The sequence below is a fragment of the Conexibacter sp. DBS9H8 genome, assembly GCF_023330685.1.
Lineage (GTDB): Bacteria > Actinomycetota > Thermoleophilia > Solirubrobacterales > Solirubrobacteraceae > Palsa-465.
The window spans coordinates 2,040,977-2,066,150 of the sequence record NZ_CP097128.1; the positions used below are offsets into that span (position 1 = coordinate 2,040,977).

17 protein-coding genes and 1 tRNA gene are annotated in these 25,174 nt (G+C 71.4%); 10 read left to right on the top strand and 8 right to left on the bottom strand.

Annotated features, from left to right (window positions below):
* Positions 1-31: 31 nt before the first annotated feature.
* Complete coding sequence (locus M3M55_RS09715) at positions 32-4,567, bottom strand: DEAD/DEAH box helicase (RefSeq protein ID WP_249009305.1); 4,536 nt, start codon at positions 4,565-4,567, stop codon at positions 32-34.
* Between the two features lie 150 nt (positions 4,568-4,717).
* On the opposite strand from M3M55_RS09715, the gene M3M55_RS09720 reads away from it, so the two are divergent.
* The 5 genes from M3M55_RS09720 (at position 4,718) to M3M55_RS09740 (ending at position 11,696) form a co-directional block, all read left to right on the top strand.
* Positions 4,718-4,790: transfer RNA gene (locus M3M55_RS09720), tRNA-Glu, on the top strand.
* 341 nt (positions 4,791-5,131) lie between these two features.
* On the top strand, positions 5,132-6,163 hold the full coding sequence (locus M3M55_RS09725; protein WP_249009306.1) for a LysR family transcriptional regulator: 1,032 nt from the start codon (positions 5,132-5,134) through the stop codon (positions 6,161-6,163).
* Positions 6,164-6,248: 85 nt separating this feature from the next.
* Positions 6,249-7,772, top strand: a complete 1,524-nt coding sequence (locus M3M55_RS09730) for a 4Fe-4S dicluster domain-containing protein (protein ID WP_249009307.1) — start codon at positions 6,249-6,251, stop codon at positions 7,770-7,772.
* Positions 7,773-7,791: 19 nt separating this feature from the next.
* Positions 7,792-10,725 (top strand): molybdopterin-dependent oxidoreductase, encoded by a 2,934-nt coding sequence (locus M3M55_RS09735; protein ID WP_249009308.1) that lies wholly within the window; start codon positions 7,792-7,794, stop codon positions 10,723-10,725.
* A complete protein-coding gene (locus M3M55_RS09740; RefSeq protein WP_249009309.1) occupies positions 10,722-11,696 on the top strand; it encodes a molecular chaperone in 975 nt (324 codons plus the stop codon). The genes M3M55_RS09735 and M3M55_RS09740 overlap by 4 nt, the downstream gene beginning before the upstream one ends.
* A 17-nt stretch (positions 11,697-11,713) precedes the next feature.
* Here the strand turns inward: M3M55_RS09740 and M3M55_RS09745 are convergent, their stop codons facing one another.
* Entirely contained in the window at positions 11,714-12,904 is a 1,191-nt protein-coding gene (locus M3M55_RS09745) for an acyl-CoA dehydrogenase family protein (protein WP_249009310.1), read from the bottom strand.
* 110 nt (positions 12,905-13,014) lie between these two features.
* On the opposite strand from M3M55_RS09745, the gene M3M55_RS09750 reads away from it, so the two are divergent.
* On the top strand, positions 13,015-15,162 hold the full coding sequence (locus M3M55_RS09750) for an MMPL family transporter (protein WP_249009311.1): 2,148 nt from the start codon (positions 13,015-13,017) through the stop codon (positions 15,160-15,162).
* Positions 15,163-15,207: 45 nt separating this feature from the next.
* Here M3M55_RS09750 and M3M55_RS09755 read toward each other — a convergent pair whose 3' ends face one another.
* Both M3M55_RS09755 and M3M55_RS09760 read right to left on the bottom strand, forming a co-directional pair.
* On the bottom strand, positions 15,208-15,705 hold the full coding sequence (locus M3M55_RS09755; RefSeq protein WP_249009312.1) for a hypothetical protein: 498 nt from the start codon (positions 15,703-15,705) through the stop codon (positions 15,208-15,210).
* A 141-nt stretch (positions 15,706-15,846) separates the two neighbouring features.
* Complete coding sequence (locus M3M55_RS09760) at positions 15,847-16,080, bottom strand: hypothetical protein (protein ID WP_249009313.1); 234 nt, start codon at positions 16,078-16,080, stop codon at positions 15,847-15,849.
* A 515-nt stretch (positions 16,081-16,595) separates the two neighbouring features.
* Between M3M55_RS09760 and M3M55_RS09765 the strand changes: the two genes are divergently transcribed.
* The gene (locus tag M3M55_RS09765; protein ID WP_249009314.1) at positions 16,596-18,143 is read left to right on the top strand and encodes a lipase family protein; all 1,548 of its coding nucleotides are present in this window, start codon (positions 16,596-16,598) and stop codon (positions 18,141-18,143) included.
* 50 nt (positions 18,144-18,193) lie between these two features.
* On the opposite strand, the gene M3M55_RS09770 is transcribed toward M3M55_RS09765, so the two are convergent.
* Positions 18,194-19,015 (bottom strand): oxidoreductase, encoded by an 822-nt coding sequence (locus M3M55_RS09770; protein ID WP_249009315.1) that lies wholly within the window; start codon positions 19,013-19,015, stop codon positions 18,194-18,196.
* 75 nt (positions 19,016-19,090) lie between these two features.
* On the opposite strand from M3M55_RS09770, the gene M3M55_RS09775 reads away from it, so the two are divergent.
* Both M3M55_RS09775 and rpiA read left to right on the top strand, forming a co-directional pair.
* Positions 19,091-20,839, top strand: coding sequence for an aldehyde dehydrogenase family protein (locus tag M3M55_RS09775; protein WP_249009316.1), 1,749 nt, complete (start codon positions 19,091-19,093; stop codon positions 20,837-20,839).
* Between the two features lie 42 nt (positions 20,840-20,881).
* Positions 20,882-21,574, top strand: a complete 693-nt coding sequence (rpiA, locus tag M3M55_RS09780) for a ribose 5-phosphate isomerase A (protein ID WP_249009317.1) — start codon at positions 20,882-20,884, stop codon at positions 21,572-21,574.
* Positions 21,575-21,607: 33 nt separating this feature from the next.
* Here rpiA and M3M55_RS09785 read toward each other — a convergent pair whose 3' ends face one another.
* Complete coding sequence (locus tag M3M55_RS09785) at positions 21,608-22,309, bottom strand: 1-acyl-sn-glycerol-3-phosphate acyltransferase (protein ID WP_249009318.1); 702 nt, start codon at positions 22,307-22,309, stop codon at positions 21,608-21,610.
* Positions 22,310-22,416: 107 nt separating this feature from the next.
* Between M3M55_RS09785 and M3M55_RS09790 the strand changes: the two genes are divergently transcribed.
* Entirely contained in the window at positions 22,417-23,373 is a 957-nt protein-coding gene (locus M3M55_RS09790) for an alpha/beta hydrolase family protein (protein WP_249009319.1), read from the top strand.
* Between the two features lie 45 nt (positions 23,374-23,418).
* Here M3M55_RS09790 and M3M55_RS09795 read toward each other — a convergent pair whose 3' ends face one another.
* Positions 23,419-24,324 (bottom strand): DMT family transporter, encoded by a 906-nt coding sequence (locus tag M3M55_RS09795; protein WP_249009320.1) that lies wholly within the window; start codon positions 24,322-24,324, stop codon positions 23,419-23,421.
* 102 nt (positions 24,325-24,426) lie between these two features.
* The gene (locus M3M55_RS09800) at positions 24,427-25,077 is read right to left on the bottom strand and encodes a hypothetical protein (protein ID WP_249009321.1); all 651 of its coding nucleotides are present in this window, start codon (positions 25,075-25,077) and stop codon (positions 24,427-24,429) included.
* Positions 25,078-25,174: the final 97 nt, after the last annotated feature.

Below are 25,174 nucleotides of genomic sequence, written 5' to 3' on the forward strand. Positions count from 1 at the left end.
CGTCCGGCGGCCCCGGTCGGCCGCCGGACGCTCACGCGCTCAGGGTCAGCCGTCTCGGCCCCTCCTGGAAGCCGACCTCAAGCAGGGCGCCGTCGAAGGTGCTCGCCAATGCCGGCTCGCCGTTGACCCGCTCGAGCCCGATCCGGCGGACGAGGCCGCGGCCGTCGCGGACGTGGGCGGCAAGGGCCGCCAACGCCGGGTTGAGGCGCGCGTCGGCGTCGGGGACGAAGCTGAGCAGACCCTTGGCGCCCCGTTCGAGGTAGAGGATCGGCTCGCCGCCACACAGCACGACGTAGGCGCCCGCCACGCGGGCGGGAGCGCGGGGGCGCCCGGCGCACCCGTTGCCCGGGGGGTTGGGCCAGGGCAGCAGGGTGCCGTAGGGCTGGGCGGGGTCGACGGCGGCGAGGACGACCGCGGTCGGGTTAAGCGGCGGGCGTTGGCGGAGCCGTTCGACCGCGCCGGGAAGGGCGAACTGGGCCCCGCCGAGCCCCTCGATGAAGTAGCCGCGCCGGACGGTGCCGAGCGTCTCGAGGGTCGTCAGCTCGGGATAGATCGCGCTGAAGCCGCCGGCCAGTCCCTCGGCGAGCACATGCTCGCGGGTGAGCACGCCGTAGCGTTCGAGCAGCAGTTCGGCGACCGCGCGCCGGCGGGCCGACGGATCCGCCGTGGCGGGCAGCAGCGTCTCCGTCAGCGACCAGCGGCCCTGCACCTCGACGGCGGTCGCGGCGCGGCGCCGGCTCGCGAACGTGCCGGGCCGGCGGGAAAGACCCGCGCGCGCGGTCGCGGCGCCGGCCCCCGGGCTGCGCCGGCCAGCGCGCAACGGCACGAACGCGTCGTTGGTCACCTCCCCGGCCCAGACGAGATCCCACAGGGCGGCCTGCAGGTCGGACGCGCGGGCGTCGGAGCCGACGAGCAGATCGGTGTAGAAGCACGCCCCGCGCGCGAGGCGCTCCCGCAGCCACCGATGCAGATCGCCGGTGAACTCGGGGCGGCGCGGCATCAGTAGCTCCCCGAACAAGGCGAGGTCCTCCCGGAAGTAGAGCGCGACCCGGCCGCTCGTCCCCAGCGACCCCGCACCGAACCAGACGATCTCCCCGGCGGCGCAGAGCTGGTCCAGCCAGGCGGGGGAGTACGCGCCGACCCGTCGAGGCAGCAGGTCCCGCTCCCACACCTCCGGGAGGGCGGCGATCCCCTGCAGGCTGACGAGCACGTCCCGCAGCCGGTCGATCCCCGCTCCCGCGGGAGCGTGGCGGTCGATCCCCTGCCAGGCGGGTAGGAAGCGGGCGAGGCTGAGCGCATCGACGGGCTCGACCTCCTTGCGCAGCGCGGCGAGGCTGGCCCGGCGAATCCGCCGGAGCACCTCGGGATGGCACCACTCGCGGCCACTGCCGCCGGGCCGCAGTTCGCCGCGGACAAGCTCGCCGTCGCGCTCGAGCAGGGTGAGTGCGGGGGTCGCGTCGACCCCGTAGCGCTCGCTCAGCCAGGCGGTCGGGAACGGGCCGTGGGTCGCCCCGAAGCGGCGGGTGAGGGCGAGCATCGCGTCGGGCACGGCGGTGAGGAACGCGTCGGGCAGCCCGCCCGGGGGAACGACCCCGAGGGCGTCCCGGTACAGGCCGGCGTCGGCGGCGGCGATCCAGCGCGGCTCGCCGCCGACGCGGACCCGGACGGCGCGACGCTGAGCCTCCAGGCTGGCGAGCAGCGCGGCGGCGTCGACGTCCGGCGCGCAGCGGGCGGCGACCTCACCGGCGCTGAGATCACCGAGACTGCGGAGCATGTCGTGGCAGGCGTCGGTCCCGGTCACCCGCCGCGGCTCGCTGAGGAACTGCAGGTCCGCCTCGACCCGGGTGAGCGCGTCAGGGTCAAGCAGGTCCCGCAGCTCCTCCTGGCCGAGCAGTTCGCGCAGGAGATCGCGGTCGAGGGAGAGCGCGGCGGCGCGGCGCTCCGCGTTGGGAGTGTCCCCCTCATACATGTAGGTGGCGACGTAGTCGAAGAGGAGGGAGGAGGCGAACGGGGACGCACTCGTGGTCTCAATCTCGACGAGGGAGATTTCCCGGCGACCGAGCTTGCCGAGGACGCTCTTGAGCGCCGGCAGGTCGAACACGTCCTGGAGACATTCGCGGTAGGTCTCCAGGACGATCGGGAAGTCCTCGTAGCGGCGGGCCACCTCCAGCAGCGACTGGCTCTTGAGCCGCTGCTGCCACAGCGGGGTGCGTTTGCCCGGGCGGGCCCGGGGAATGAGCAGGGCCCGACCCGCGTTCTCGCGGAAGCGGGCTCCGAACAGGGCGCTCGCCCCGAGCTCGCCGACGATCAGCTCATCCAGCTCGTCGGGATCGATCACCACGAGCTCGGCGATCCGGCCGGAGTCGAGTTCCTCGGCGTCGGGCAGGTGGATGATGATCCCGTCATCGGACCAGATCGCGTCGGACTCCAGGCCGAGCTCGTCCCGCAGCAGGGCGGAAATGGCGAGGGCCCAGGCGGCGTGGACCCGGCCGCCGTAGGGGGAGAGGACGCACACCCGCCAATCCCCGATCTCGTCGCGGAAGCGTTCGATCACGATCGTCTCGTCTGAGGGGATCACCCGGGTCGCCTCACGCTGCTCCCGCAGGAAGGTGACGAGGTTGACCGCGGCTCGGTCGTCGAGGTCGTAGCCGGCGGCGAGGTCGGACGGGTCGGCGTCGACGGCCCAGCGTGAGAAGGCCCCGATCGCCGCCCCGAGCTCGGCGGGGCGGCCGACCGAGTCGCCCTTCCAGAACGGCACCGCCCCGGGCAGGCCGGGGGCGGGCGTGACGATCACCCGGTCCCGGCCGATCTCCTCGATCCGCCACGTCGATGCGCCGAGCAGGAAGGTCTGGCCCGGCCGGGCCTCATAGACCATCTCCTCGTCGAGCTCGCCGACCCGGCGTCCGTCCGGGAGGGTGACCGCGAACAGGCCCCGGTCGGGGATCGTGCCGGCGTTGGTGACCGCGAGCTGTTGGGCACCTCTGCGGGGGCGGATCGTCCCGGTCAGGCGGTCCCAGATGATCCGGGGACGAAGCTCGGCAAAGGCCGTCGACGGGTAGCGGCCGTCGAGCATGTCGAGGACGCTCTCGAACACCGGCTCTGTCAGCTCCGCGAAGCTGTAGCTGGCGGTCACGAGGGCGAACAGGTCGCCGACGGGCACCGGTTCCGCCTCCCCGGCGGCGGCCGCGATCGCGACGATCTGCTGGGCGAGCACGTCCAGGGGGTTCTTGGGGACGACGGTCGTCTCGATCTCACCCTCACGCATCCGCCGGGCGACGACGGCGCACTCGAGCAGGTCGGCCCGGAACTTCGGGAAGATCCGCCCGCGACTCACGTCGCCGACGTTGTGTCCGGCCCGGCCGATCCGCTGCAGCCCCGAGGCGACCGACTTGGGCGACTCGACCTGGATGACGAGGTCGACGGCGCCCATGTCTATTCCCAGCTCGAGGGAGGAGGTGGCCACGAGGCACGGGAGCGCTCCGGACTTCAGCAGCTCCTCCACGACAGTTCGCTCCTCCCGGGCGAGGGAGCCGTGGTGGGCCCGGGCGATCTCCACGACGGGTGGCGGATCGGTAGAGGTGATCTCAGCCTCGACTCGGACCTCAGACCCGGTTCCGGTCTCGGTCTCGGCGGCGGCGAGCTCGTTGAGGCGCAGAGCGAGCCGCTCGGCGCCGCGACGGCTGTTGACGAAGATGATCGTCGAACGGTGGGCGCGCACGAGGCTGAGCAGCTCCGGATACATCGCCGGCCAGATCGAGTTGCGGGTCGGCTCGCCGCCGCCGAGCAGCGGGTCGAGCTCGGCCTGGCCGGGGGTGTCACCGGGGGCGCTCATCGACTCGACCGGCACGTGGATCTTCAGGTCGAGCGGCTTGCGTCGGCCCGCATCAACGATGGTGCACTGCCGGTTCGGCCCGACGAGGAAGCGCCCGACCTCCTCGAGCGGGTTCTGGGTGGCCGACAGGCCGATCCGCTGCACCTCCCGGGCCGAGCGGGCGCTGAGCCGCTCGAGCGTGAGCGCGAGGTGCGCGCCCCGCTTGGTGGCGGCAATCGCGTGCACCTCATCGACGATGCACCAGCGGGTGTCGGCGAACAGGTTCTGGGCGGCCCCGGTGAGCATCAGATAGAGGGACTCGGGGGTGGTGATGAGGATGTCCGGCGGATCGCGCAGCATCCGTTGGCGCTCCCGGGCCGGCGTGTCCCCGGTGCGGACCGCGACGGTGAGGCTCGCGCCGATGCCGGCGAGGGGCACCCGAAGGTTGCGGTCGATGTCGTAGGAGAGCGCCTTCAGCGGTGAGACGTAGACGAGCGCGATGCCGCCGGGACGCTCTCCTGCCGCCGAGCTGGCGCCTTGTCCGGGAGCGGGGGAGGTGGCGTCACGGGAGAGGGCGTCGATCGCCCACAGGAACGCGGCGAGGGTCTTGCCCGACCCCGTCGGCGCGCTGAGCAGGACATGGCCCCCGGAGGCGATCGCCGGCCAGGCGAGCCGCTGGGCGTCGGTCGGTCCGGCAAAGGCCCGGGCGAACCACTCGCGGGTACGGTCACTGAAGCGAGCGAGCGGATCGTCCATCGGCTGTGAGCGTACCGGCGGCACCCCCGGCCCCCTGGCGCCGGTCGCGCCGCCCGGTACCTCCGGGGTTGCGCCGCCACCGGGGTTGCGCCATCACAGCCGCCATCACCGGCCCAGAGCCCCTTGCTACCCTCCGTACCTCGCTTCCCTGCCGCTATCGTCTAGGGGACTAGGACGCCGCCCTCTCACGGCGGTAACCCGGGTTCGAATCCCGGTAGCGGTACTGCCCCGATCTCCCGGCCTCTACGGGAATCGGGGCTTTTCTTTCGGTCCGGTGGACCCGTTCAAGCGCTCCGGCGCGAACATCGTCCCGGCCGGACGGCGGCCCCCGCCGGCACCTATGAGCGCAGCACGGTTCCCTCGCACCCGTATCCGCTCCCGCTTCATTCCGGCGGCGGGGATACTGTGCGGCGCTACACCGACCTCGCCAACCCGACGTCGAACTCCATCTACCAGGCCATCGGCTACCGCCCCGGCCACGACGCCCAAGAGCGTGCCTTCCGATGAACGCCTGTGGAGCACTCGGCGCGGCGGCCACGTTCGTGGCGCGGCTACGCTCAGCCCGTGGCCGCCACCGATCACCGACTCAGCGACCTGACGGACCTGCGCCTGCTCGTGTCGGTCGCCGAGTGCGGCAGCCTCGGCCAGGCGGCCGCCCGCCACGGGCTCTCCCAGCCGGCCGTCAGCGCCCGGATGACGAGCCTCGAACGGCGCCTCGGTCTCACCCTGCTGCGGCGGGCCCCGGTTGGAGCCCGGGTCACGCCGGTCGGGGCGGAGATCGTCCGTGAGGCACGGCGGGTGCTCGCCGCCGCCGACGACCTCGTCGCCTCCGCGGAGCGATACCGGGCAGAGAGCGACGCACGGCTACGGGTGGCAGCATCCTTCACCGTCGGCGAGCATCTCCTGCCGCGCTGGATCGGTGTGCTGCGCGCCCGGGACACGCACATCTCGCTCATCGTCGAGGTGATCAACTCCACCCGAGTGCTGGACGCGGTCGCATCCGCTCGCGTCGACATCGGATTCGTGGAGGGGATCGAGGACGAGGTGGCGGGCATCAGGTCGGTGACGATCACGACGGACGAACTCGTCGTCGTCGTCGGCCCTGAGCACGCGTGGGCACGGCGGGAGACGCCGGTGAGCCCCGCGGAGCTGGCTGCGACCGGGCTGATCGTGCGGGAGCGGGGCTCGGGCACGCGGGAGGTGCTCGACAGCGCCTTGGAACGCTGGGGCGGAATCCGCCCCTACCTCGAGCTTGGCTCCTCGACCGCTCTGCTCAGCGCCGCCCGCGGAGGGGCCGGACCCGCGGTGCTGGGCCGGATCGCCGCCGAGGACGACCTTTCTGCCGGTCACGTCCGGCTGGTGCCGACCACGGGAGTCGAGCTGCGCCGCACGCTGCGGGCGGTCTGGCCCAGCGACATCGACCTCAGCCCCCTCGCGCGACAGCTTCTCGGCGTGGCCGAGCTGAGTGCCTCGCGATCGCCGACGGCCGCCGGGCCGCTCGACGAGGCGGCGACGGGCCAGAGCCCGACCGAGCAGGGCGCGACCGGGCGGGGTAGGACCGGACGGAGCCCCCAAGCCCTCGTTGGGGGTCCCTAGGCAACTGAGGTCTACCGCGGCGCCACAAGCGGCTGTAGCTTCGTTCGGTATGACCCCGGAAACCGCTTCGCCACGTTGGGTAAAGGTGCTCGACCAGACCCGCTGCATGGGCTGCCACGCCTGCACCACGGCCTGCAAGAGCGAGAACGAGGTTCCCCTGGGTGTGACGCGCACCTACGTCAAGTCGGTGGAGGTCGGCACCTTTCCCCAGGTGCGCCGCAACTTCCAGGTCACGCGCTGTAACCAGTGCAGCGACGCGCCATGCGTGGCGGCCTGTCCGACCAAGGCGATGCACAAGCGGCCCGACGGGATCGTGGACTTCGACAAGTCGATCTGCATCGGCTGCAAGGCCTGCATCGCCGCCTGCCCGTATGACGCGATCTTCATCAACCCTGAGGATCACTCGGCGGAGAAGTGCAACTTCTGCGCGCACCGTCTCGACATCGGCCTCGAGCCCGCGTGTGTGACGGTCTGCCCGACGGAGGCGATCCTCGTGGGCGACCTCAACGACCCCACCTCCAAGGTTGCCCAGATCGTGCAGCGTGAGCCGGTCGCGGTACGCCGCCCGGAGAAGGAGACCCGACCCGGGCTCTACTACAAGGGCGCGCACCAGGCGACCCTCGACCCGCTCGCCGCACGGCGTCCCGACGGCGGTCTGTTCGCCTGGGCGACCCAGGGCGATACCTCCGACCCCCAGCACGTCACCTCCGGCCACCCGAGCCACCACAACTCCTCCGCGGCGGCGCTGCTCTCCTACGACGTGCCCCATCACGCCCCCTGGGGCTGGCGAGTGAGCCTGTACACCTGGACCAAGGGCATCGCGGCGGGAGCGATCGCGGTCGCGATCATGATCGCCTACCTCGGCGGGCTGACCTTCCACAGCGACGTGGTGCGCTACGTCGCACCGGCCGTGTCGCTTGTCTTCCTCGGCTTCACCGGGATCCTGCTCATCTGGGACCTCAAGCATCCCCTGCGCTTCTACATGATCTTCACCCGGCACCAGTGGGGCTCGTGGCTGGTCCGTGGATCGTTCATCATCGGCTACTTCGGGGCGGTCGCGTCGCTCTTTCTGCTCGTCGGCGTGCTCGGCGGCACTGGAGCGATATCGGTCTCCTCGGCCGATGCGATCGAACGGGTCCTCGGCGGGTTCGTCATCGCGGGGGCGGCTGGAACCGCCTGCTACACGGCGTTCCTGTTTGCCCAGGCCAAGGCGCGGGATCTCTGGCAGAGCCCGTTGCTGCCCGCCCACCTGGCCGTGCAGGCGGCGATGATCGGGGCTGCGGCGGTTCTGCCGTTCGCCGGCGCCTTCGCGACACCGCATGTCGCCCGCCACATCCTCGAGGTGCTGCTCGCCGTGTCCGCGGGAACGCACCTCCTGCTCGTGGCCGGTGAGATGACCCTCACCCACCCGACCGCCCACGCCCACCTCGCGGCCGCCGAGATGCTGCGGGGCCGATTCGCCCGGTTCTTCTGGCCCGGAGTGGTGCTCGTCGCCGTGGCGATCGCCGCACCCGCGATCGGCGTCGTTGCGGTCCCCTTCGCCCTGCTGGGGCTGCTTGCGCACGAGCATTCCTACGTGCAGGCCGGCCAGTGCGTCCCCCTGGCCTGAGAGAAAGCGAGTTCTGACCATGAGTGATCAACACAGCGGCCAACCCGACCTTGACGCCATCGGCCAGCGGGTGTCCGCCGCCCGCTCTGCCACCGAAGCACGTGGGGAGACGTTCTACCAGGGGCCATCCAAGACGATGCTCGCCGCCTTCCCGCCGATCGAACGCTGGGACGACTGGGTCGAACTGGACTCACGGGCCTGGCCCAAGCGGGTCGAGCACCACTCGATGCTCGTTCCGACCACCTGCTTCAACTGCGAGTCGGCCTGCGGTCTGCTCGCCTACGTCGACCGCGACTCCCTCCAGGTGCGCAAGTTCGAAGGCAACCCGCTCCACCCCGGCTCGCGCGGACGCAACTGCGCCAAGGGGCCGGCGACACTCAATCAGGTCACCGATCCGGACCGGATCCTCTATCCGCTGCGTCGCGCCGGCGCGCGGGGTGAGGGAAAGTGGGAGCGCGCGAGCTGGGATGAGGCACTGGACGCGATCGCCGCTCGCCTGCGGGCCGCGATCACCGAGGGCCGACAGAACGAGATCATGATCCACATCGGCCGGCCCGGCGAGGACGGGTACACGGAGCGGGTCATGGCGGCGTGGGGGGTGGACGGGCACAACAGCCACACGAACGTCTGCTCCTCCGGTGGGCGGACCGGCTTTCAGTTCTGGACCGGCATCGACCGGCCGAGCCCCGATCACGCGAACGCGAAGGTGATCTACCTGATCAGCTCCCACCTGGAGGCCGGCCACTACTTCAACCCGCACGCCCAGCGGATCACCGAGGCCCGTGCCCGCGGGGCGAAGGTGATCGTCCTCGACACCCGCCTCTCCAACACCGCCACCCACGCCGACTACTGGCTGTCGCCCCAGCCCGGGAGTGAGGCGGCGATCAATCTCGCGATCGCCCGACACCTGATCGCGACCGGCCGGGCGAACTGGCCGTTCATCCACGACTGGTGGAACTGGCAGGAGTACATGGCCTCCTGTCGCCCCGAGTCGCCCCAGACCTTCGAGGCCTTCCAAGCCGCGCTTGGCGAGCTCTACGCGGAGTACACGTTCGAGTTCGCCGCTGCCGAGTCCGGCATCGACGCCGCCACGCTCGCCGAGGTCGCCGAGGTCGTCGCCGGGGCCGGGACCGCGTTCTCCTGTCACTCCTGGCGGTCGGCGGCCGCGTCGAACCTCGGCGGCTGGCAGGTGTCGCGCACGGTGTTCTTCCTCGCCGCGATCCTCGGCGCGGTCGCCACCCCGGGCGGCACCTTCCCCAACGCCTACAACAAGTTCGTGCCCAAGCCGATCCATCTCCCGCCTCACCCCAAGGTGTGGCAGGAGCTGTCCTGGCCGCTTGAGTTTCCGCTCGCCCAGAATGAGCTCAGCTTCCTGCTCCCGCACTTCCTCAAGGACGGGCGCGGCAGGCTCGACACGTACTTCAGTCGCGTCTACAACCCCGTCTGGACCAACCCGGACGGGATGTCCTGGGTCGAGGTGCTCAGCGATCCGGACAAGGTCGGTTGCTACGTGGCGCTCACCCCGACCTGGAATGAGTCCTCGTACTTCGCGGACTGGGTGCTGCCGATGGGGCACGCCTCCGAACGCCACGACACCCACTCCTACGAGCAGTACGACGGCCAGTGGATCGGCTTCCGCCAGCCGGTGCTGCGCGCCGCTCGGGAACGGCTGGGGGAGACGGTCACCGACACCCGGGAGGTCAACCCGGGTGAGGTGTGGGAGGAGAACGAGTTCTACATCGAGCTGTCCTGGCGCATCGATCCCGACGGCAGCCTCGGGATCCGTCAGTATTTCGAATCTCGCGCCCATCCCGGGGAGAAGCTCACCGTCGACGAGTACTACGGCTGGATGTTCGAGAACTCCGTCCCCGGCCTGCCCGAGCGCGCCAAGGAGGAGGGGGTGACCCCGCTGGAGTACATGCGCCGCCACGGTGCCTTCGAGATCACCCGCGGGCAGGGTGCCCTCTATGCCGAGGAGGTGCCCGAACAGGAGTTGGAGGACGTCCGGGTCAGTGAGATCGGCCGGGTCTACACCGCCGCCCCCAAACCGGAGACGCTCAACGTCGGCCCGCTCGGGGCGCCGGCCCCCGATGACGAGGGCCGCCGGGCGGTCGGTGTCATCTGCGACGGTGTGGTCCGGCGCGGGTTTCCGACCCCGTCGGGGCGGCTCGAGTTCTACTCCTCAACCATTGACGGGTGGGGCTGGCCCGAGCACGCGCTGCCCGGCTACATTCGCAGCCACGTCCATCCCGAGAACCTCGCCGGCGACGAGATGGTGTTGTTGTCGACCTTCCGGCTTCCCACCCAGATCCACACCCGGTCGGCGAACAGCAAGTGGCTGGACGAGCTTTCTCACACCAATCCGGTGTGGATCCATCCGAGTGACGCCCGGCGTCTCGGCGTGGCACGCACCGGCGACCTTGTGCGGGTCGAGACCCACATCGGCTACTTCGTCGCCAAGGCGTGGATCACCGAGGGGATCCGTCCCGGGGTCGTCGCCTGCAGCCACCACATGGGCCGCTGGAAGATGACCGGCCACGACCACGTGTCGGCGGGCGGCATGATGGCGACCGTCGACCTCGCCCAGGGGCCCGAGGGCTGGACGCTGCGGGCCCGCGAGCGCGTGAAGCCGTTCGCCTCCTCTGACCCCGACACCCTGCGGATCTGGTGGTCCGACACGGGCGTGCATCAGAACCTCACCTTCCCCGTCCACCCGGACCCGATCTCCGGCATGCACTGCTGGCATCAGGCGGTCCGGGTCGGTCCGGCGCGCCCTGGCGACAGCCACGGTGACGTCGCCGTGGACACCGCCCGGTCACGGCAGGTGTATGAGGAGTGGATGGCCAGAACGCGGCCGGCGGGCACCTACTCCCCCAACGGAACCCGGCGGCCAGCCTGGCTGATGCGGCCGCTCAAGCCCGCGCCGGAGGCCTTCCTGCTGACAACGCCGTGACCTCCTCGGGGGTCGGCGTGGGCGGGGAGACCGCCGGGGACAGGGCCGCGACCGCCATGGGGGATGCAGCGGCGGGACGCTGGGAGGTGCTGCGGGCCCTCGGCAGCGTCAGTCGGCTTGCCCCCCCGGACGGGGCTCCGGTGCTCGCCGCGCTTGGCCTGCCCGGCTGGAGCAAGGCCGACCACACGCGGCTGTTCGTGCTCGAGCTCCCACCGTACGCGAGCATCCACCTCGGCCCCGAGGGCAAACTCGGTGGGGAGGGCAGCGAACGGATCGCCGGCATGTGGCGGGCCCTTGGGCTTGAACCCCCGGCCGACTGCGACCACCTCGCGACGCTGCTGGCCTTCTACGCGCACCTGGGTGAGAGCAGTGGCGCCTGCCGAACGGCAATCGCCCGCGACCGGCTCGAGCACGCACGTTCGGTCCTGCTCTGGGAGCACCTCGCCACGTGGCTGCCCGGGTACCTGCATGCGCTGTCGCGGGACCCGACAGCAGGACCGTGGTGCGATCTGCTTGGCGCGGCGCTGCGGCGTGAGGCGGCGGAGAGTGAGGCGCCCGCCGGGCTGCCGGTCGCCCTCCGGGACGCCGTCCCCCCGATCAGCGACGCGTTCAGCCTGGATGAGCTGCTCGACGCGCTCGTCGCACCCATCCGGGTCGGGTTCATCCTCACCTTCACCGACCTCACCCTCGCCGCCGGCCAGGTCGGGGCCGGCCTTCGCCGCGGCGAGCGCCGGTACGCGCTGCGGGCGCTGCTGGAACAGGAGCCGGCCGGGACGCTCGGTTGGCTCGGACAGCACGCGAGCGCCTGGGCGGAGGTGCACGGTCGCGGCGGGCACGTCTCAACCCTCACCGCTGGCTGGTGGCGCCAGCGCGCGCTCGACAGCGCCACCGTGCTGCACCGGCTCTCCGATCTCGCGCGCGACGCCTCCGTCCCCGCCGCTTCCCCGGCGGCGGGTGAGCGCGGGCGCTGAGGGCCGTCGCAGGTCGGTCAGCGCCCCCTGGCCCCGCGCTGTGTCCGCAGCACGCCGCGCCCGACGGCGAGCAGGAGCGCGTCATTGGCTCCCTCGCCGATCTGGGTCTGGGGCGCATCGCGCCGCAGTCGGGCGAGCTCCGCCTCGGCGGTGTAGGAGCGGCTGGCCGCCAGGCGGGAGGCGACGTCCACGGCCCAGACCGCGCTGTCGGATGCGAACACCTTGGCGGCGGTCGCCAGATCGCCGGCGTTCTCGGCTCGCGCGTCCACCGCGGAGGCGGCGGAGCAGACGAGTGCCTCCACCGTCAGCTGGCGGGCGCGCAGCTCACCGAGGCGCATCTGGGCGTGGGTGTGGTCCCCGAGCACGCCCTGGCCGATCGTCCGCCCCGTGCTCTCGGCCACAGCGGCGGCGAGCGCCCGGTCGATGATCCCGAGGGCGCGGCAGGCGACGTTGACGCGGCCGATCCCGAGGACGTCGATCATCTGCCGGACGCCGGAACCGGCGTGCGTGATGCCGCCGAGGATCTCGGCGCCGGGAGCGTAGTGGTCCTGGAACCGCCAGGCGGCCGATTCGACCCCGCGGTAGCCGAGCTTGTCGAGGAGTTCCACCGACCAGGACGGGCTCGGGCGGCCGACGGCGGGCAGCAGCACGCACGAGGGCCGCGCCGCCCCGGCTCCGGTGGCGAGCATGAACGCGAGCGGGAAGGAGAGGCCACCGGCGATCCACCGCTTCTCCCCGTTGACGAGCAGGCCACCGTCGACTGCTTCGACCCGGGTGCTGAGACGCTTGAGGTCGCTGCCCGCCCCCGGTTCGGTGATCGAGAACGAGGACCACACCTCACCGGAGGCAATTCGCGGGAGCCACTCCTCGCGCTGGGCCTGAGTGCCGTAGCGCAGCAGCAGTGCGGTCCCGAGGTGGGTCGTGTTGACCGCCCCGGTCAGGGAGATCCAGCCGTGGGCGAGGGTTCGCCAGATGGGGACGAGGTCGCTCACGCTGAGGCCCAGACCGCCGTAGTCGGCTGGGACGAGCGCGCCCGGCACTCCGATCTCCCCGAGGCGTGCGAGCGCGCTCTCAGGCAGGATGTCGGCGGCATCCCAGTCGGTGACCTGGGGGAGGACCTCGGAGGCGACGAAGGTCTCAACAGCCGTCCGCATCGCCGTGGCGGCCTCACATGCGGTCGGGTCGGGGGACAGGGTGGCGGGAGTCATGGACGCTTACTTTCCAGAAGTGCGACCCCGCACACACGGGCATTGGTCACACAACGACACCGTTTGCCCGGACCGACGCCGAGGGCGGCAGCTGCGAGACTGCGGCGGCCATGGTCGCCGCCACCCGCTGGGTCCTCGCCCACCGCCGCTGCGTCGTCGGCGTGTGGGTCCTGCTCACGCTCGCTGGGGCGGCGACCGTCAACGCGGCGACCCGGTCGTTCTCGACCGCCTTCACCGTCCCCGGCAGCGAGGGGTACACGACGAACGTCCAGATCGTCAGGACCTTCCACAGCGGCGGCAACAACGCCCCGCTGCTCGCGGTCATCCATCTGCCCCCGGGGGCGACCGCCACCCGCCCACTCGTCCAGGACGGTCTCAAAGCTGTCGCCGCGCGCCTCCGGACAGCCCTGCCCGGCGCTCGAATCGCCTCCTACGCAAGCACCCACAGCCCGGCCTTCGTGTCCCGGGACGGCCAGACGACGTTCCTCATCGCCGACCCGCTGCCGGACCCGCACGCGAGCTTCGGCGTCAACACCGCCGCGGCGAAGGCGGCGACCGCGGCGCTCGCGCACACGACCGTCCTCGGGGCGCCCGTGCAGGTGACCGGGGTGGACGCGCTCCAGAACGCCACCGGCGGTGGCGGTGGCCCCGGCGTGCTCGTCGAGAGCGTGCTCGGTGGCGTCGGGGCGCTCGCGGTCCTCGCCGTCGTGTTCGCCTCCCTGCTGGCGATCGTGCCGATCCTGATGGCGATCGTCGCGATCATGACGACCTTCCTCGTCCTCTACGGCGTCGCCCAACTGCTCAGCGTCTCCTTCATCGTCGAGTTCCTCGTCGGTCTGATCGGGCTCGGGGTGGCGATTGACTACTCGCTGCTGGTGATCGTCCGCTGGCGGGAGCAGCGCGCCCGTGGCGCGGTCGGTGAGGCCGCGGTGATCGAGGCGATGAGCACCGCCGGTCGGGCCGTCGCCTTCAGCGGCAGCACCGTCGCGATCGGGCTGCTCGCCCTGATCGTCCTTCCGCTCCCGTTCCTGCGCTCGATCGGCCTGGCCGGGATGCTCATCCCGCTCGTCTCGGTGCTCGTCGCGATCACGCTGCTGCCGGTCCTGCTGTTGGGCGTCGGGGAACGCCTTGACTGGCCCCACCGGCGCTCGGAGGTCACAGCGGGCCGCCGGTGGACCGCGTGGGCACGGGCGACCGTGCGTCTGCGCTGGCCCGCCGCGATCGGTGCGCTCGCGCTGCTGATCGCCCTCGTGATCGCGGCCACCTCACTGAACCCGGGCACCTCCAACGTCAACACGCTCGCCCGTTCCGGTGAGGCGCACGCCGGGCTTGAGACGCTCAATGCGGCCGGCATCGGTGCCGGGGCGCTCCAGCCGATCGAGATTCTCAGCGACGGCGGCCAGGCCGGAGCCCGGCGGGTCGCCGCCGCCGTCGCCCACCTCCCCGGCGTCCACGGGGCCGTCGCCCCGGGCGGGCCGGCGTGGGAGCACGGTCGCCTCGCCCTCGCCGACGCGTTCACGGTCGCCGACCCGGCGACCGCCGCGGGGGCCGCTGCGCTCAACCGTGTGATCGCCGCCGCCCGTCGCTTCGGCCCGGGCGTGCGGGTCGGGGGTACCGCCGCCGAGAGCGCCGACTTCGTCCACGTCATCTACTCGCACTTCCCGGAGATGGTCGCACTCATCGCCGTGCTCACCTTCCTCCTCCTCGCCCGCGCGTTTCGGTCCCTCATCCTTCCGCTCAAGGCCGTTCTGTTGAACGTGATCAGTGTCGGCGCCGCCTGGGGGGTGATGACACTGGTCTGGCAGGACGGGCACGGCTCTCGACTGCTCTACGGAATCGCCCCGACGCACGCGATCACCTCCTGGATCCCACTGATGGTGTTCGCGTTCCTGTTCGGACTGTCGATGGACTACGAGGTGTTCATCCTCTCCCGGGTGCGTGAGGAGTACGACGCGTCCGGATCGACCGATGAGGCGGTGACCACCGGCCTCGGTCGCACGGGTCGGCTCGTGACGAGCGCCGCGCTCATTCTCTTCCTCGCCTTCATCGCCCTCTCCTCCGGTCCCGAGACCGACATCAAGGTGTTCGCGACCGGGCTTGCCGCCGGGATCCTCCTCGACGCGACGGTGATCCGGGCGCTGCTCGTCCCGGCGCTCGTGTCGCTGCTGGGGCGCTGGAACTGGTGGCTGCCGGAGTGGTCGGCGCGGCTGCTGCGGATCTCGGCCCCGCCGCCGCGCGACGATCCCGTCGGCGCCTGACCACGGTCGGTCGGGCCGCCGTCCGCCCGCCCCGACCGCCGGCGGTCAGCTCTCCGGCCACTCCGCGCCCTCAGACAGCGCCTGCAGCTCGATCTGGGCGAGGGTCTCCTCGGTGATCCGGTCGGCGAGCATCGCCTCAAACGCGGCGGTGACGCTCGGCGCCCAGATCTGCCGCGGGGTGGGGTCGGCGGCCGGGCCCCGCGCCGTCCACTCGAGGCTCACTCTCATCCCCTCCGCGCCCGGTTCCTCGGCGGTCGGGTCCGCCGGACCGGAGCGGACGGTGATATCGGCCCGCCAGCCGAACGGGCAGAGCTCGTCCATCGTCAGGCGACAGCGCTCCTCCGCCTGGGCGGAGGCGAGCAGTCGTCGATGCCGGTACCGACGGGCGCGGAGCCGGCGACGCAACGGCGGGATGGTCCGCTGGGCGGCCCCGAGCAGCCCGAGGCCGAACACCGTGAACGCGGCGACCATCAGCATCGCCGGGAGGAAACTCCCGGGCCGCGGGTGTGTTCCGAGACCGAATTGCCAGGCGAACACGAACACGCTCGGGACGCTAGCGCCTCGCGGTCACGCTCACCAGGGCCCGCTGGAAGCCGGTCAGGCGGATGACCGGGCGCAGCAGAACGGGCCCCGGCCTGTGAGCCGGGGCCCGTTGGTCAACCGGGCGGCGCTGCGAGGCGACGCTCAGGCGAGCGCGAAGCGTGCGACGAGGCGTTCGAGCTCTTCGGCGGTGGAGGCGAGCTGCTGGGCGGAGGCGCTCGTCTGCTGGGCGGAGGCGCTCGTCTGCTCGGTCGCGGCCGACACCTCCTCGGTCGCCGCCGAGGACCGTTCGGCGACGCTGGCGACCTCGTCTACGCTCGAGTGCATCAGCTGGGAGTTCGCAGCGATCCCCTGGGCCGCCTCGGAGATCTCCTCCACCCGCTGGCCCATGCTTGTCACCGACTCGTTGGCCGCCGCACGCGCCTCGCTGGCCGCGCGGCTCGTCTGCTGAGCGTTCTCGGCCGAGGATTGGGAGGCGGCGGCTCGCTCGGCGATCAGCTTCGCGTCATCGACGCTGTGAACAGCTCCCCGAACTCACCGATCGACTCGCCGGGAGCGCGGACGATGGAGGTTGTCACCGGGGTCACTGCGATCGACAGGTCACCGTCGGACATCGCCGACAGGCCGATGTTGATCTTCCTGGGCTGGTTGGGTGGGGGCAGCGGAGTGACGGTGGGTGGTGGACGGCACTTGCCTTGGGGCGGGCTACCCTCCGGCGATCGGACGGCGCCGACGGAACCTGACGGGTGGTAGTCGGGCCGTTCGCGGCGGGGCTCGCCAGCCGTACGGCGGGTGTGGGCGAGGACCGGCTGTCGAATGTGAAAGAATCGTGTCAGCCGCAGGGGTAGCAGGGACTCGCTGCGAGAAAACTCAGGGAGAGAGGACCGAACGTGATGAGGCTGACGCAGTGGAGATGGCTGCTTGGTGTGGGGCTCGCGTGCCTGTGCATGCTCGGCGCGAGCGCGACGACGGCGCTGGCGAGCCCGACGCCACCGACCCAGGATCCCTTCTACAGCTATTCGGGCCCGCTGGCGGGGCTTGCCCCCGGGACGATTCTCAAGACCCGTCAGGTCGCCTTTGAGACCTCCGGGCACAGCCTGCCGGTGAAGACGACGCAGATCCTCTTTCGCACGACGGACGAGCTCGGCAACCCCACGCTGGCGGTGACGACGGTGATCGAGCCCCTGTCGGGGGCAACGCAGAAGATCATCTCCTACCAGTGGGCCTACGACGGCATGGCCTCGAACTGCGAGCCGTCGTATGCGATCCAGGGCGGAACCCCGACCGAGAGCACGAACTCCTCAGAGCAGCAGCTCGTCGTGCCGATGGTGATGGCCGGGGACACCGTGGTCGTCACCGATTATGAGAGTGAGGGCAACGACTTTGCCGCCGGGCGTGAGGAGGGGCAGGTCACCCTCGACGGGATTCGCGCAGCCGAGTCACTGCTGAAGTGGCCTGCCGCCACGCCAGTCGCCCTGATGGGCTACTCGGGCGGGGCGATCGCCAGCGACTGGGCGTCTGAGCTGGCCCCCAGCTACGCCCCCCACGTCAACATCGTCGGCACCGCCGAGGGTGGTATCGCCGTCGATTTCGCGCACAACCTCGACTACATCAACGGCAGCCAGGAGTGGTCCGGAGCGATCCCGGCTGCACTCATCGGCATCGCTCGGGCGTTTCACATCGACCTCGCACAGTACCTCTCCCCCTACGGCGTGAAGGTGACCGACGCGGTCGGTAAGACCTGCCTGGAAACCGACCTTGGCGGCTACCCGGGCCTGACCTACCAGCAGTTGCTCAAACCTCAGTACACGAACGTCGATCAGATCCCAGTGCTCGTGCACGCCATTGACAACCTGATCATGGGCACGGGCGGCGTCCCGCGCGAGCCGTTCTACATGGGGATCGGCAACGCGGACGGCCGCGGTGACGACGTGATGGTTCTCGCCGACGATGAGGCGCTTGCTCACGTGTACTGCAATGAAGGGCTTCCCGTGCAGTTCAACATCTACAAGGGCGACAACCACGGCAGCGCCGGGGAGGCCTTCCTTCCCGCCGCCGAGGAGTGGGTGGTCGCCCGCCTGAATGGAGTTGCGCCCGACAACGGTTGCGCGAGCATCCCTGCGGGCGATTCGCTCGCTCCGCTTGCGGTCGCCCCGCTGCCGGCCACCGGTCGACTGCACCTGCGCGTCGGCTATCGCGGCTCCCGTGGCCGGACGGTCCGCCTGGCCCTCTCGACGACCGCTCCGGCGCGGGTGACCGTGCGACTGCTGAACGCGTCGCGGCGTGTACTCGCCCGCCGCACGCTCTCTCTGCGACCGGGCCGCCGCATCGTGACTGCCCTCCGCATCCGCCGCCAACTGCCTCCGGGGCACTACTTCGTTCTCGTCTTCCGGGGACACCGGCGGGTCGCTCGGACCTTCTTCCGGGTGCGCCGCCGCTGAGGCCCGGCCGCGCCGGTGAGGGACGCGTCTGAGGTCGGCCCCCGCCGGCCTCAGACGCCCTGGGCCAACTCGGCGACCGGCTGCCACTCCCGCCAGATCGCCAACCGTGAGGCGTAATCGGCCTCGGCAAGTCCGAGCGGAGCGGTCCCGAGGAATGCCCGCAGCGGCGGGGCGGCGGCGTCGACGATGCGCAGGACCGCCGCGGCCGAAGCGACCGGATCTCCCGGCGCCCGTGCGGCCCGGCTGCGGTCTCGGGCCGCACGGACCTCGTCATAGGCGGCGAGGGACTCGGCGTGACGGGCCGAGGGCCCGGCCCAGTCGGTCGAGAACCCGCCCGGCTCGATCAGGGTCACCTTGATTCCGAACCCGGCGACCTCCTGGGCGAGCGATTGGCTGATCCCCTCCAGCGCCCACTTGGACGCGTGGTACATGCCGATGCCGGGGAACGCGGTGATCCCGCCGATCGAGGAGACCTGGAGGATGTGGCCCGACCCCGCCGCCCGCAGGTGCGGCAGAGCCGCCTGGGTCACCCACAGCGCGCCGAACAGGTTCGTCTCGATCTGCTCGCGCGCCTCGGCCTCTGACAACTCCTCGACCATCCCGAACTGTCCGTACCCGGCGTTGTTGACGACGATGTCGAGCGTCCCGAAGTGCGCCCGAGCCCGGTCGACGGCGGCGAACACCGCCGCACGGTCGCGGACGTCGAGGGTGAGGTCGAGGAACGTGTCGGGGTGGGCGGCCCGGAGGTCGGCGACGGTGGCGGCATCGCGCACGGTGCCGACGACGCGGTCGCCGCGGGCCAGGGCCGCGCGCGCCCATTCGTAGCCGAATCCGCGGGAGCTTCCGGTGATGAACCAGGTGCGAGAGGACATGGGCTCGATTCTATCGTTATCGAACTGACCTCTTGCCGGACGCTGGTCGGAGGCTGTGGGACGGCTACGTCCATAATGGACAGCCAACTCGAGGAGGCGTTCATGGGCCAGGGCAAGACAACGGTGGGCGACAGGCTCGGGGCCGCTGAGGTGAGGGAGATCGACACGGCCTTCAGCGCGCTCTCGGCCGGGGCGCAGCGGTGGGCGCAGGCCGACCTGGCCGCACGGATTCAGCTGCTCACCGCCACCCGTGACGGTGTCGCCGCGCACGCCGCAGCGTGGGCGGAGGCGGCGATCGCCGCCAAGGCGACCCCGGCGGCCCTCGCCGGTGAGGAGTGGCTCTCGGGACCCTACTGCGTGATCGCGAACCTCAACACGCTGATCGGTTCGCTGGAGGCGCTCGCCCGGGGGGAGTCTCCGCTGGCGGGCCGTTCGCTCCATTCCGCGCCGGGGGGGCGCACTGCCGTCCGCGTGCTGCCGACGAGCGTGCAGGAGCAGATCCTCCTGCACGGCTTCTCTGCCGAGGTGTGGACCGCTCCGGGGGTTGATGCCGAGCGGGTGCGTGCCGACGCCGGTCTCGGCGCTCGCCGGCTCGGGGAGAACGGCGGCGTCGGGCTCGTCCTCGGGGCGGGCAACATCTCCGCGATCGGCCCCCTCGACGTGCTCTATGAGATCGTCGCCCACAACCGCGCCGCCCTGTTGAAGCTCAACCCGACCTTCGCGTCCCTGGCGCCGGTGCTCGAGGCCGCCCTCGCTCCCTTGGTCGATTTCGGCGTGCTCGCGATCCTCAACGGCGGTGCCGCAGTCGGCGCCGCGCTCACCGAGGATGAACGCGTCGACCACGTCCACATCACCGGCAGCGCGATCACCCACGACCGGATCGTCTGGGGCGACGGTGAGGAGGCGGCCGAGCGTCGCGCGGCCGGGACACCGAAGCTGAGGGCGCCGATCACCTCCGAGCTCGGGGGGGTCGCGCCGATCATCGTCGTCCCGGGCCGGTGGTCGACGGCCGATCTGCGCTTCCAGGCCGAACACGTCGCGACGATGCGGCTCCACAACGGAGGTCACAACTGCATCGCCGGGCAGGCGCTGATCCTGTCGGCCGACTGGCCCCAACGGGAGGCATTCCTCGCCCAGTTGCGGACCGTCCTCGACGAACTGCCGCCCCGGGAGAGCTGGTATCCGGGCACCGCGACGAAGATCGGTCTTGCCGAGGCCACCTACCCCGAGGCCGAGCATCACCGCAACGTGCTCTTGATCGAGGTCACCCCGGACGGGCCCCAGGACCTTTGCGTCACCGAATACTTCGGACCCGTGCTCGGCCACACCTCCCTGCCCGGGGACGGAGAGGCGTTCCTGGCGGCGGCGATCGCCTTCGCCAACGAGCGTCTCGACGGCACTCTCGGAGCGAACATCCTGATCGAACCCCGCCAGCGAGCGCGGATGGGGGAGCGCTTTGGTGAGCTCCTCGCCGACCTGCGCTACGGGACGATTGCGGTCAACACCTGGACGGCGTTCGGATTTCTCACACCCGGTGCGGCCTGGGGAGCCTTCCCCGGGCACACCCTCGATGCGGTCGGCAGCGGCATCGGCACCGTCCACAACGCCTTCCTCATCGCCGACGTCGAGCGAACGGTTCTCACCGGCCCGTTCCGGCCCAGCCCACGCTCCCTGCGGGCCGGCGAGCTGGCGATCTCTCCCAAGCCGGCGTGGTTCCTCACCGCGCGGACGGGGGCGGAGACCGCGGTGCGGCTCACCGACTGGGCGCCGCAGCGCCGCTGGAGCGCGCTGCCGGGCATCGTCCTCTCCGCCCTGCGCGCCTGACAGGATCTCGGCGGCGTCTGCTCCCCGGTAGCCTTCGCGACCGTGTCCGAGGAACTCTTCGCATCCCCGCTGCTGCACTGGCCCGCCTCGATCAGCCACATCGAGGAAAAGCAGTCCGTCGCCGACCGGGCGGTTGCCGAGGTCCAGGACGGTCAACTGATCGGGATCGGATCGGGCTCCAACGCCTACCTCGTGCTGTGGGCTATCGGCCGACGGGTGCGCGCAGAGGGCCTGTCGGTCGCCGTCGTCTGCTCGAGCTATGAGACCGAGGTCGCCGCCGTCCGGCTCGGTCTCACCCTCCGGGAACTCGGCAGCGTGACGCCGGCCTGGGGGGTCGATGGGGCCGACGAGGTCGACCCCGACGGGCGACTGATCAAGGGCCGCGGCGGTGCGCTGTTCCGCGAGAAGATTCTCTGGCACACCGCCGAGCGGATGTTCCTCGCCGTCGACGCCTCCAAGCACGTCCAACAGCTCGGGCAGGGCTTCCCGGTGCCGATCGAGGTACAGCGCAACGGGGTCACCCTTGTCGCCCGGGAACTCGCTGCCCTCGGGGCGACCGAGGTCGGCCTGCGGGTCGCCGGCGGCAAGGACGGCCCGGTCATCACGGAGTCGGGGAACCTCATCCTCGACGCGCGCTTCGACGAGATCGCCCACGGCTTGCACGCGACGCTCAAGCTCCTGCCAGGCGTCATCGAGACCGGCCTGTTTGAGGGGTACCGCTTCGATCTTCTCTGAGGCCGGGCCCAGGCCCCGCGCCGCCGGGTGAGCTCAGGCGGGACGGTTGCCGGCCTTGGCCGCCTCCGCGACCGGGTCGGCGCCCGACGCGATCCGCCGGGCACGCCTGCGTCCCGCAACCGCGATCGGGGCTCGCTCCCGGATCTCACTCAGCAGACGGTTGGCGAACGCCTTCGGGTTTTCCCCGGGCGCCAGTCCACCGCCGGCGGGCCGGAAGAACTCCACCCGCACGCGGGGGCGTTCGTTGGGGAAACGCGGAATCAACACCGTCCCGGACACCGCGACGCACACGATCGTCGCCTCGGGCACCTGTTCGGCAAGGCGGCCGATGCCGCTGCGGGCCCGGAGGGTGCGCCCGAGTGAGCGGGTGCCCTCGGGAAAGATGCCGATGCACGCCCCGTTCTGCAACTCCTCAATCGCGCGGTCGAGCGCGCCGACGTCACCCCGACCGCGGTCGATCGGGATCTGCCCCATCCCGTCCAGGACGGTCCCGAGCACCGGCTTCCACAGCGACGACTTGGCCAGGGCACGGACCTGACGACGGGGCATCCCGGCGATCCCGACCGTGACGGTGTCCCAGTAGCTGTCGTGGTTGCCCGCGAGCAGCACCGGCCCGGTAAGGGGCAGGTGCTCGAGGCCCGTCACCTCCAGCTGCCCCCACCAGCGGACCGCCGGAGTGGACAGGTACATCACGCCGCGGTAGGCGGCGCTGATCGACTCGACTCGTGACTCCATTGGCCGACATCCTGCCACGCGGCAGGACCGGAGGGGCGGCGACCGGTCAGCTCCTTCCACACTCCTCGACGGGCGCCGTCCGGCGGTGCCCCCTCTAGATTGGGTTCGTGTCCGCGTCGGATCCCCGTTCTGGCCGTTCTACGGTGGTCATCGACGAGCGCTGGCGGTCGCCGCGGGAGGGGCAGTTCCTCCTCGCCTCCGCTGCGCTCGGGCGACCGGCCCGCGTCAACGTCCTCACACCCCCGCCAGCGGTCTCGGCCGCCCCGTTGCTGCTCCTCCTCCACGGTGCCGACGATGACCCCGACTGCTGGGAGAGCGGGGTCGGGCTCTCCGCTCGAGCGCGGGAGTTGGGCGCCGTCATCGTGATGCCGGAAGGCGGTGCCGTCGGATTCTGCACCGACTGGGTCCATGCCGAGCGCCCGGTCCCCGGCCGGATCGGTCGCCCTGGCGGGCGCCGAGATCAGGTCGCTCCCGCCTGGGAGCGCTTTCACCTCGATGAGGTGCTGCCCTGGGCTGAGGCCCGCTTCTCCGCCTCCGGGCATCGGGTCGTGCTCGGAGTCTCGATGGGCGGCCTCGGCGCGATCGCCTACACCGCCCGCCGGCCGGGGACCTTTGCGGCGGCGGCGTCCCTGTCAGGGGTGCTCAACCTCTTCGCTCCGGGGATTGCCGCGCTGACGCTCAGCGCCCTGCTGCGCGAACGCCAGCACCCATACGCGCTGTGGGGCTCACCGCGAGAGGACCGCCGTCGCTGGGAGGCCCACGATCCGGTCAGCCTCGCCTCCCGGCTCGATGGGGTCCCGCTCTACCTCGCCCGCGCCGACGGCCGGCCGGTGCCGGGCGACCCCAACTTCCCCGCACTGACCGGCGTGCTCGAGCGGCTGATCGGACCCTGCACGGACAGTTTCAGCCGGCGACTGAACGCCCTCGGGATCCGTGCGACGGTCCACCACGGCCACGGGGTCCACATGTGGCCGACCTGGAACCGTGAGTTTGACCGGGCCTGGCCGTTCCTGACCGCGGCACTCGGCCTGGCCGATGCGCGCGGCGGTCGGGGCGGGGGGTGAGGTTCGACCGGGTCGGGTTGGGCCCGCAGAGGTCGGTTGCGTCGCTCAGCTCCCGAACGGGCTCGGATCTGCGACCGTCGGGGTGCGGTCATGTCCGCCCCGCGTCCCGGTGACCGAAGCGCCGAGAGAGGCGGCGGAGACGAGCACCATCCCCGCGAGCTCTCGGAGGGTCAACGCCTGGCCGATCACGACGGCGCCGGCGAGAGCCGCGGCGGCGGGCTCGAGGCTCATCAGGACGCCGAAGATCCCGGGGGAGAGGCGGCGTAGCACGACGAGCTCGATCGAGTAGGGAATCACCGAGCTGAGCAGCCCGACGGCCACCCCGATCGTGAGCACCCCGGGGCTGAGCAGGCGGGCGCCCCCCTCGACCACCCCGTCCGGGATCGCCACTGCGGTCGCTACGAGCATCGCGAGGGCAAGCCCTGACCCATCCGCGAACGCGCGTCCGACCCGTGCCTGGAGGAGGATGTAGAGACCCCAGAGGCAACCAGCGATGCCCGCGAGCAGGAGGCCGAGTGGGTCGAGATGCTGGCCGCTGCCGTGTGCGAGGGCGAGGATCCCCACCGCGGCGAGCCCGGCCCAGAGCAGATCCCGCCGCCGCCGTGAGTGGGCGATCGCGACGGCGAGCGGACCGATGAACTCCACGGTGACGGCGATTCCGAGCGGGATTCGGGCGATCGCGTGGTAGAAGGTGAGATTCATCGGCGCGAGCACGCACCCGAGCCCGGCCGCCGGCCACCATTCAGATCGCCCCCGGCCCGTCAACCGGGGGCGATAGATCGCGACGAGCACGAACATCGCCCAGCCGAGGCGCAGCAGTCCGGCGCCGCCGGCCCCGACCCGCCCGAACAGGCTGTCCGCCCACGCGTTGCCGATCTGCACGGAGGCGATCCCGGTAAGGAGGAGGATCGGGGCGGGAACGGTGCCGGCGGGGCGGGTGAGGCGAGCCACGCCGATCAGTGATAGCGGGCGATCAGAAACGAGCCACGATCAGGCGACCGGGGCCGGAGATCAAGGGGGGGGGGAACTCGGAGCGACCCTGACCGTGAGCGGTCAGGCGGCGCGGTCGGTGCGCCAGGTGACGGTGGGCCCGTCGGGGACGCTGATGCCGGCGTCGCGGGCGCCCACTTCGGCGGCGTTGACGAGCGCCCGGAGATCGGCGACGTTGATCTCAATCGTGTGCGCCTCCCCGTCGATCGTCTGGGGCTCCTCGACGGTTTCGGCATCGGGGATCGCTGCGGCATTCGCCGACACTGGAGGGTTCCCGACGGCGGCCTGAGCCGACTCGGCCACGTTCGTGTGCGGATCGGTGACTGTGGCCGGTGCCGGTAGCGCGGGCGTCGCTTCATTGGCGGCGCGGAACTGCGCGCGCATCTCAAACCCCGCGCCCGCCTCACTCCACTCGATCACGAAACGCCCCTCGAGGCGACTTCCGACCCAGGCGACGACGACCATCCCGATCCCGATGATCAGGACTGGGAAGGTCCAGACCGAGTGGGTGACGACGAACAGACCGAGGGCGATCAGAAGCGCGCCGACGATCATCGTCCGCGCCCGTGGCCGAGCCAGCAGCGCCGCCGTCCAGCGACCGAGCCTTTCAAGCAGACCGACAAGCGGCGCGCTCAGACTGCTGCTCCGCTTGTCCTCCGGCCGCGACTGCGCGGTCGGGGCTTCCGGTTGCGGCGCTGCTGTCTCGGAATCCATGGACAACTCCTTCCCGAACCTGGCCGCTCCCAAACGCGTCCCCGTCGCCAGTCGGGTGAGGGGGCCTGCGGGCGAAGCGGCCGGGCGGCTCGATCGA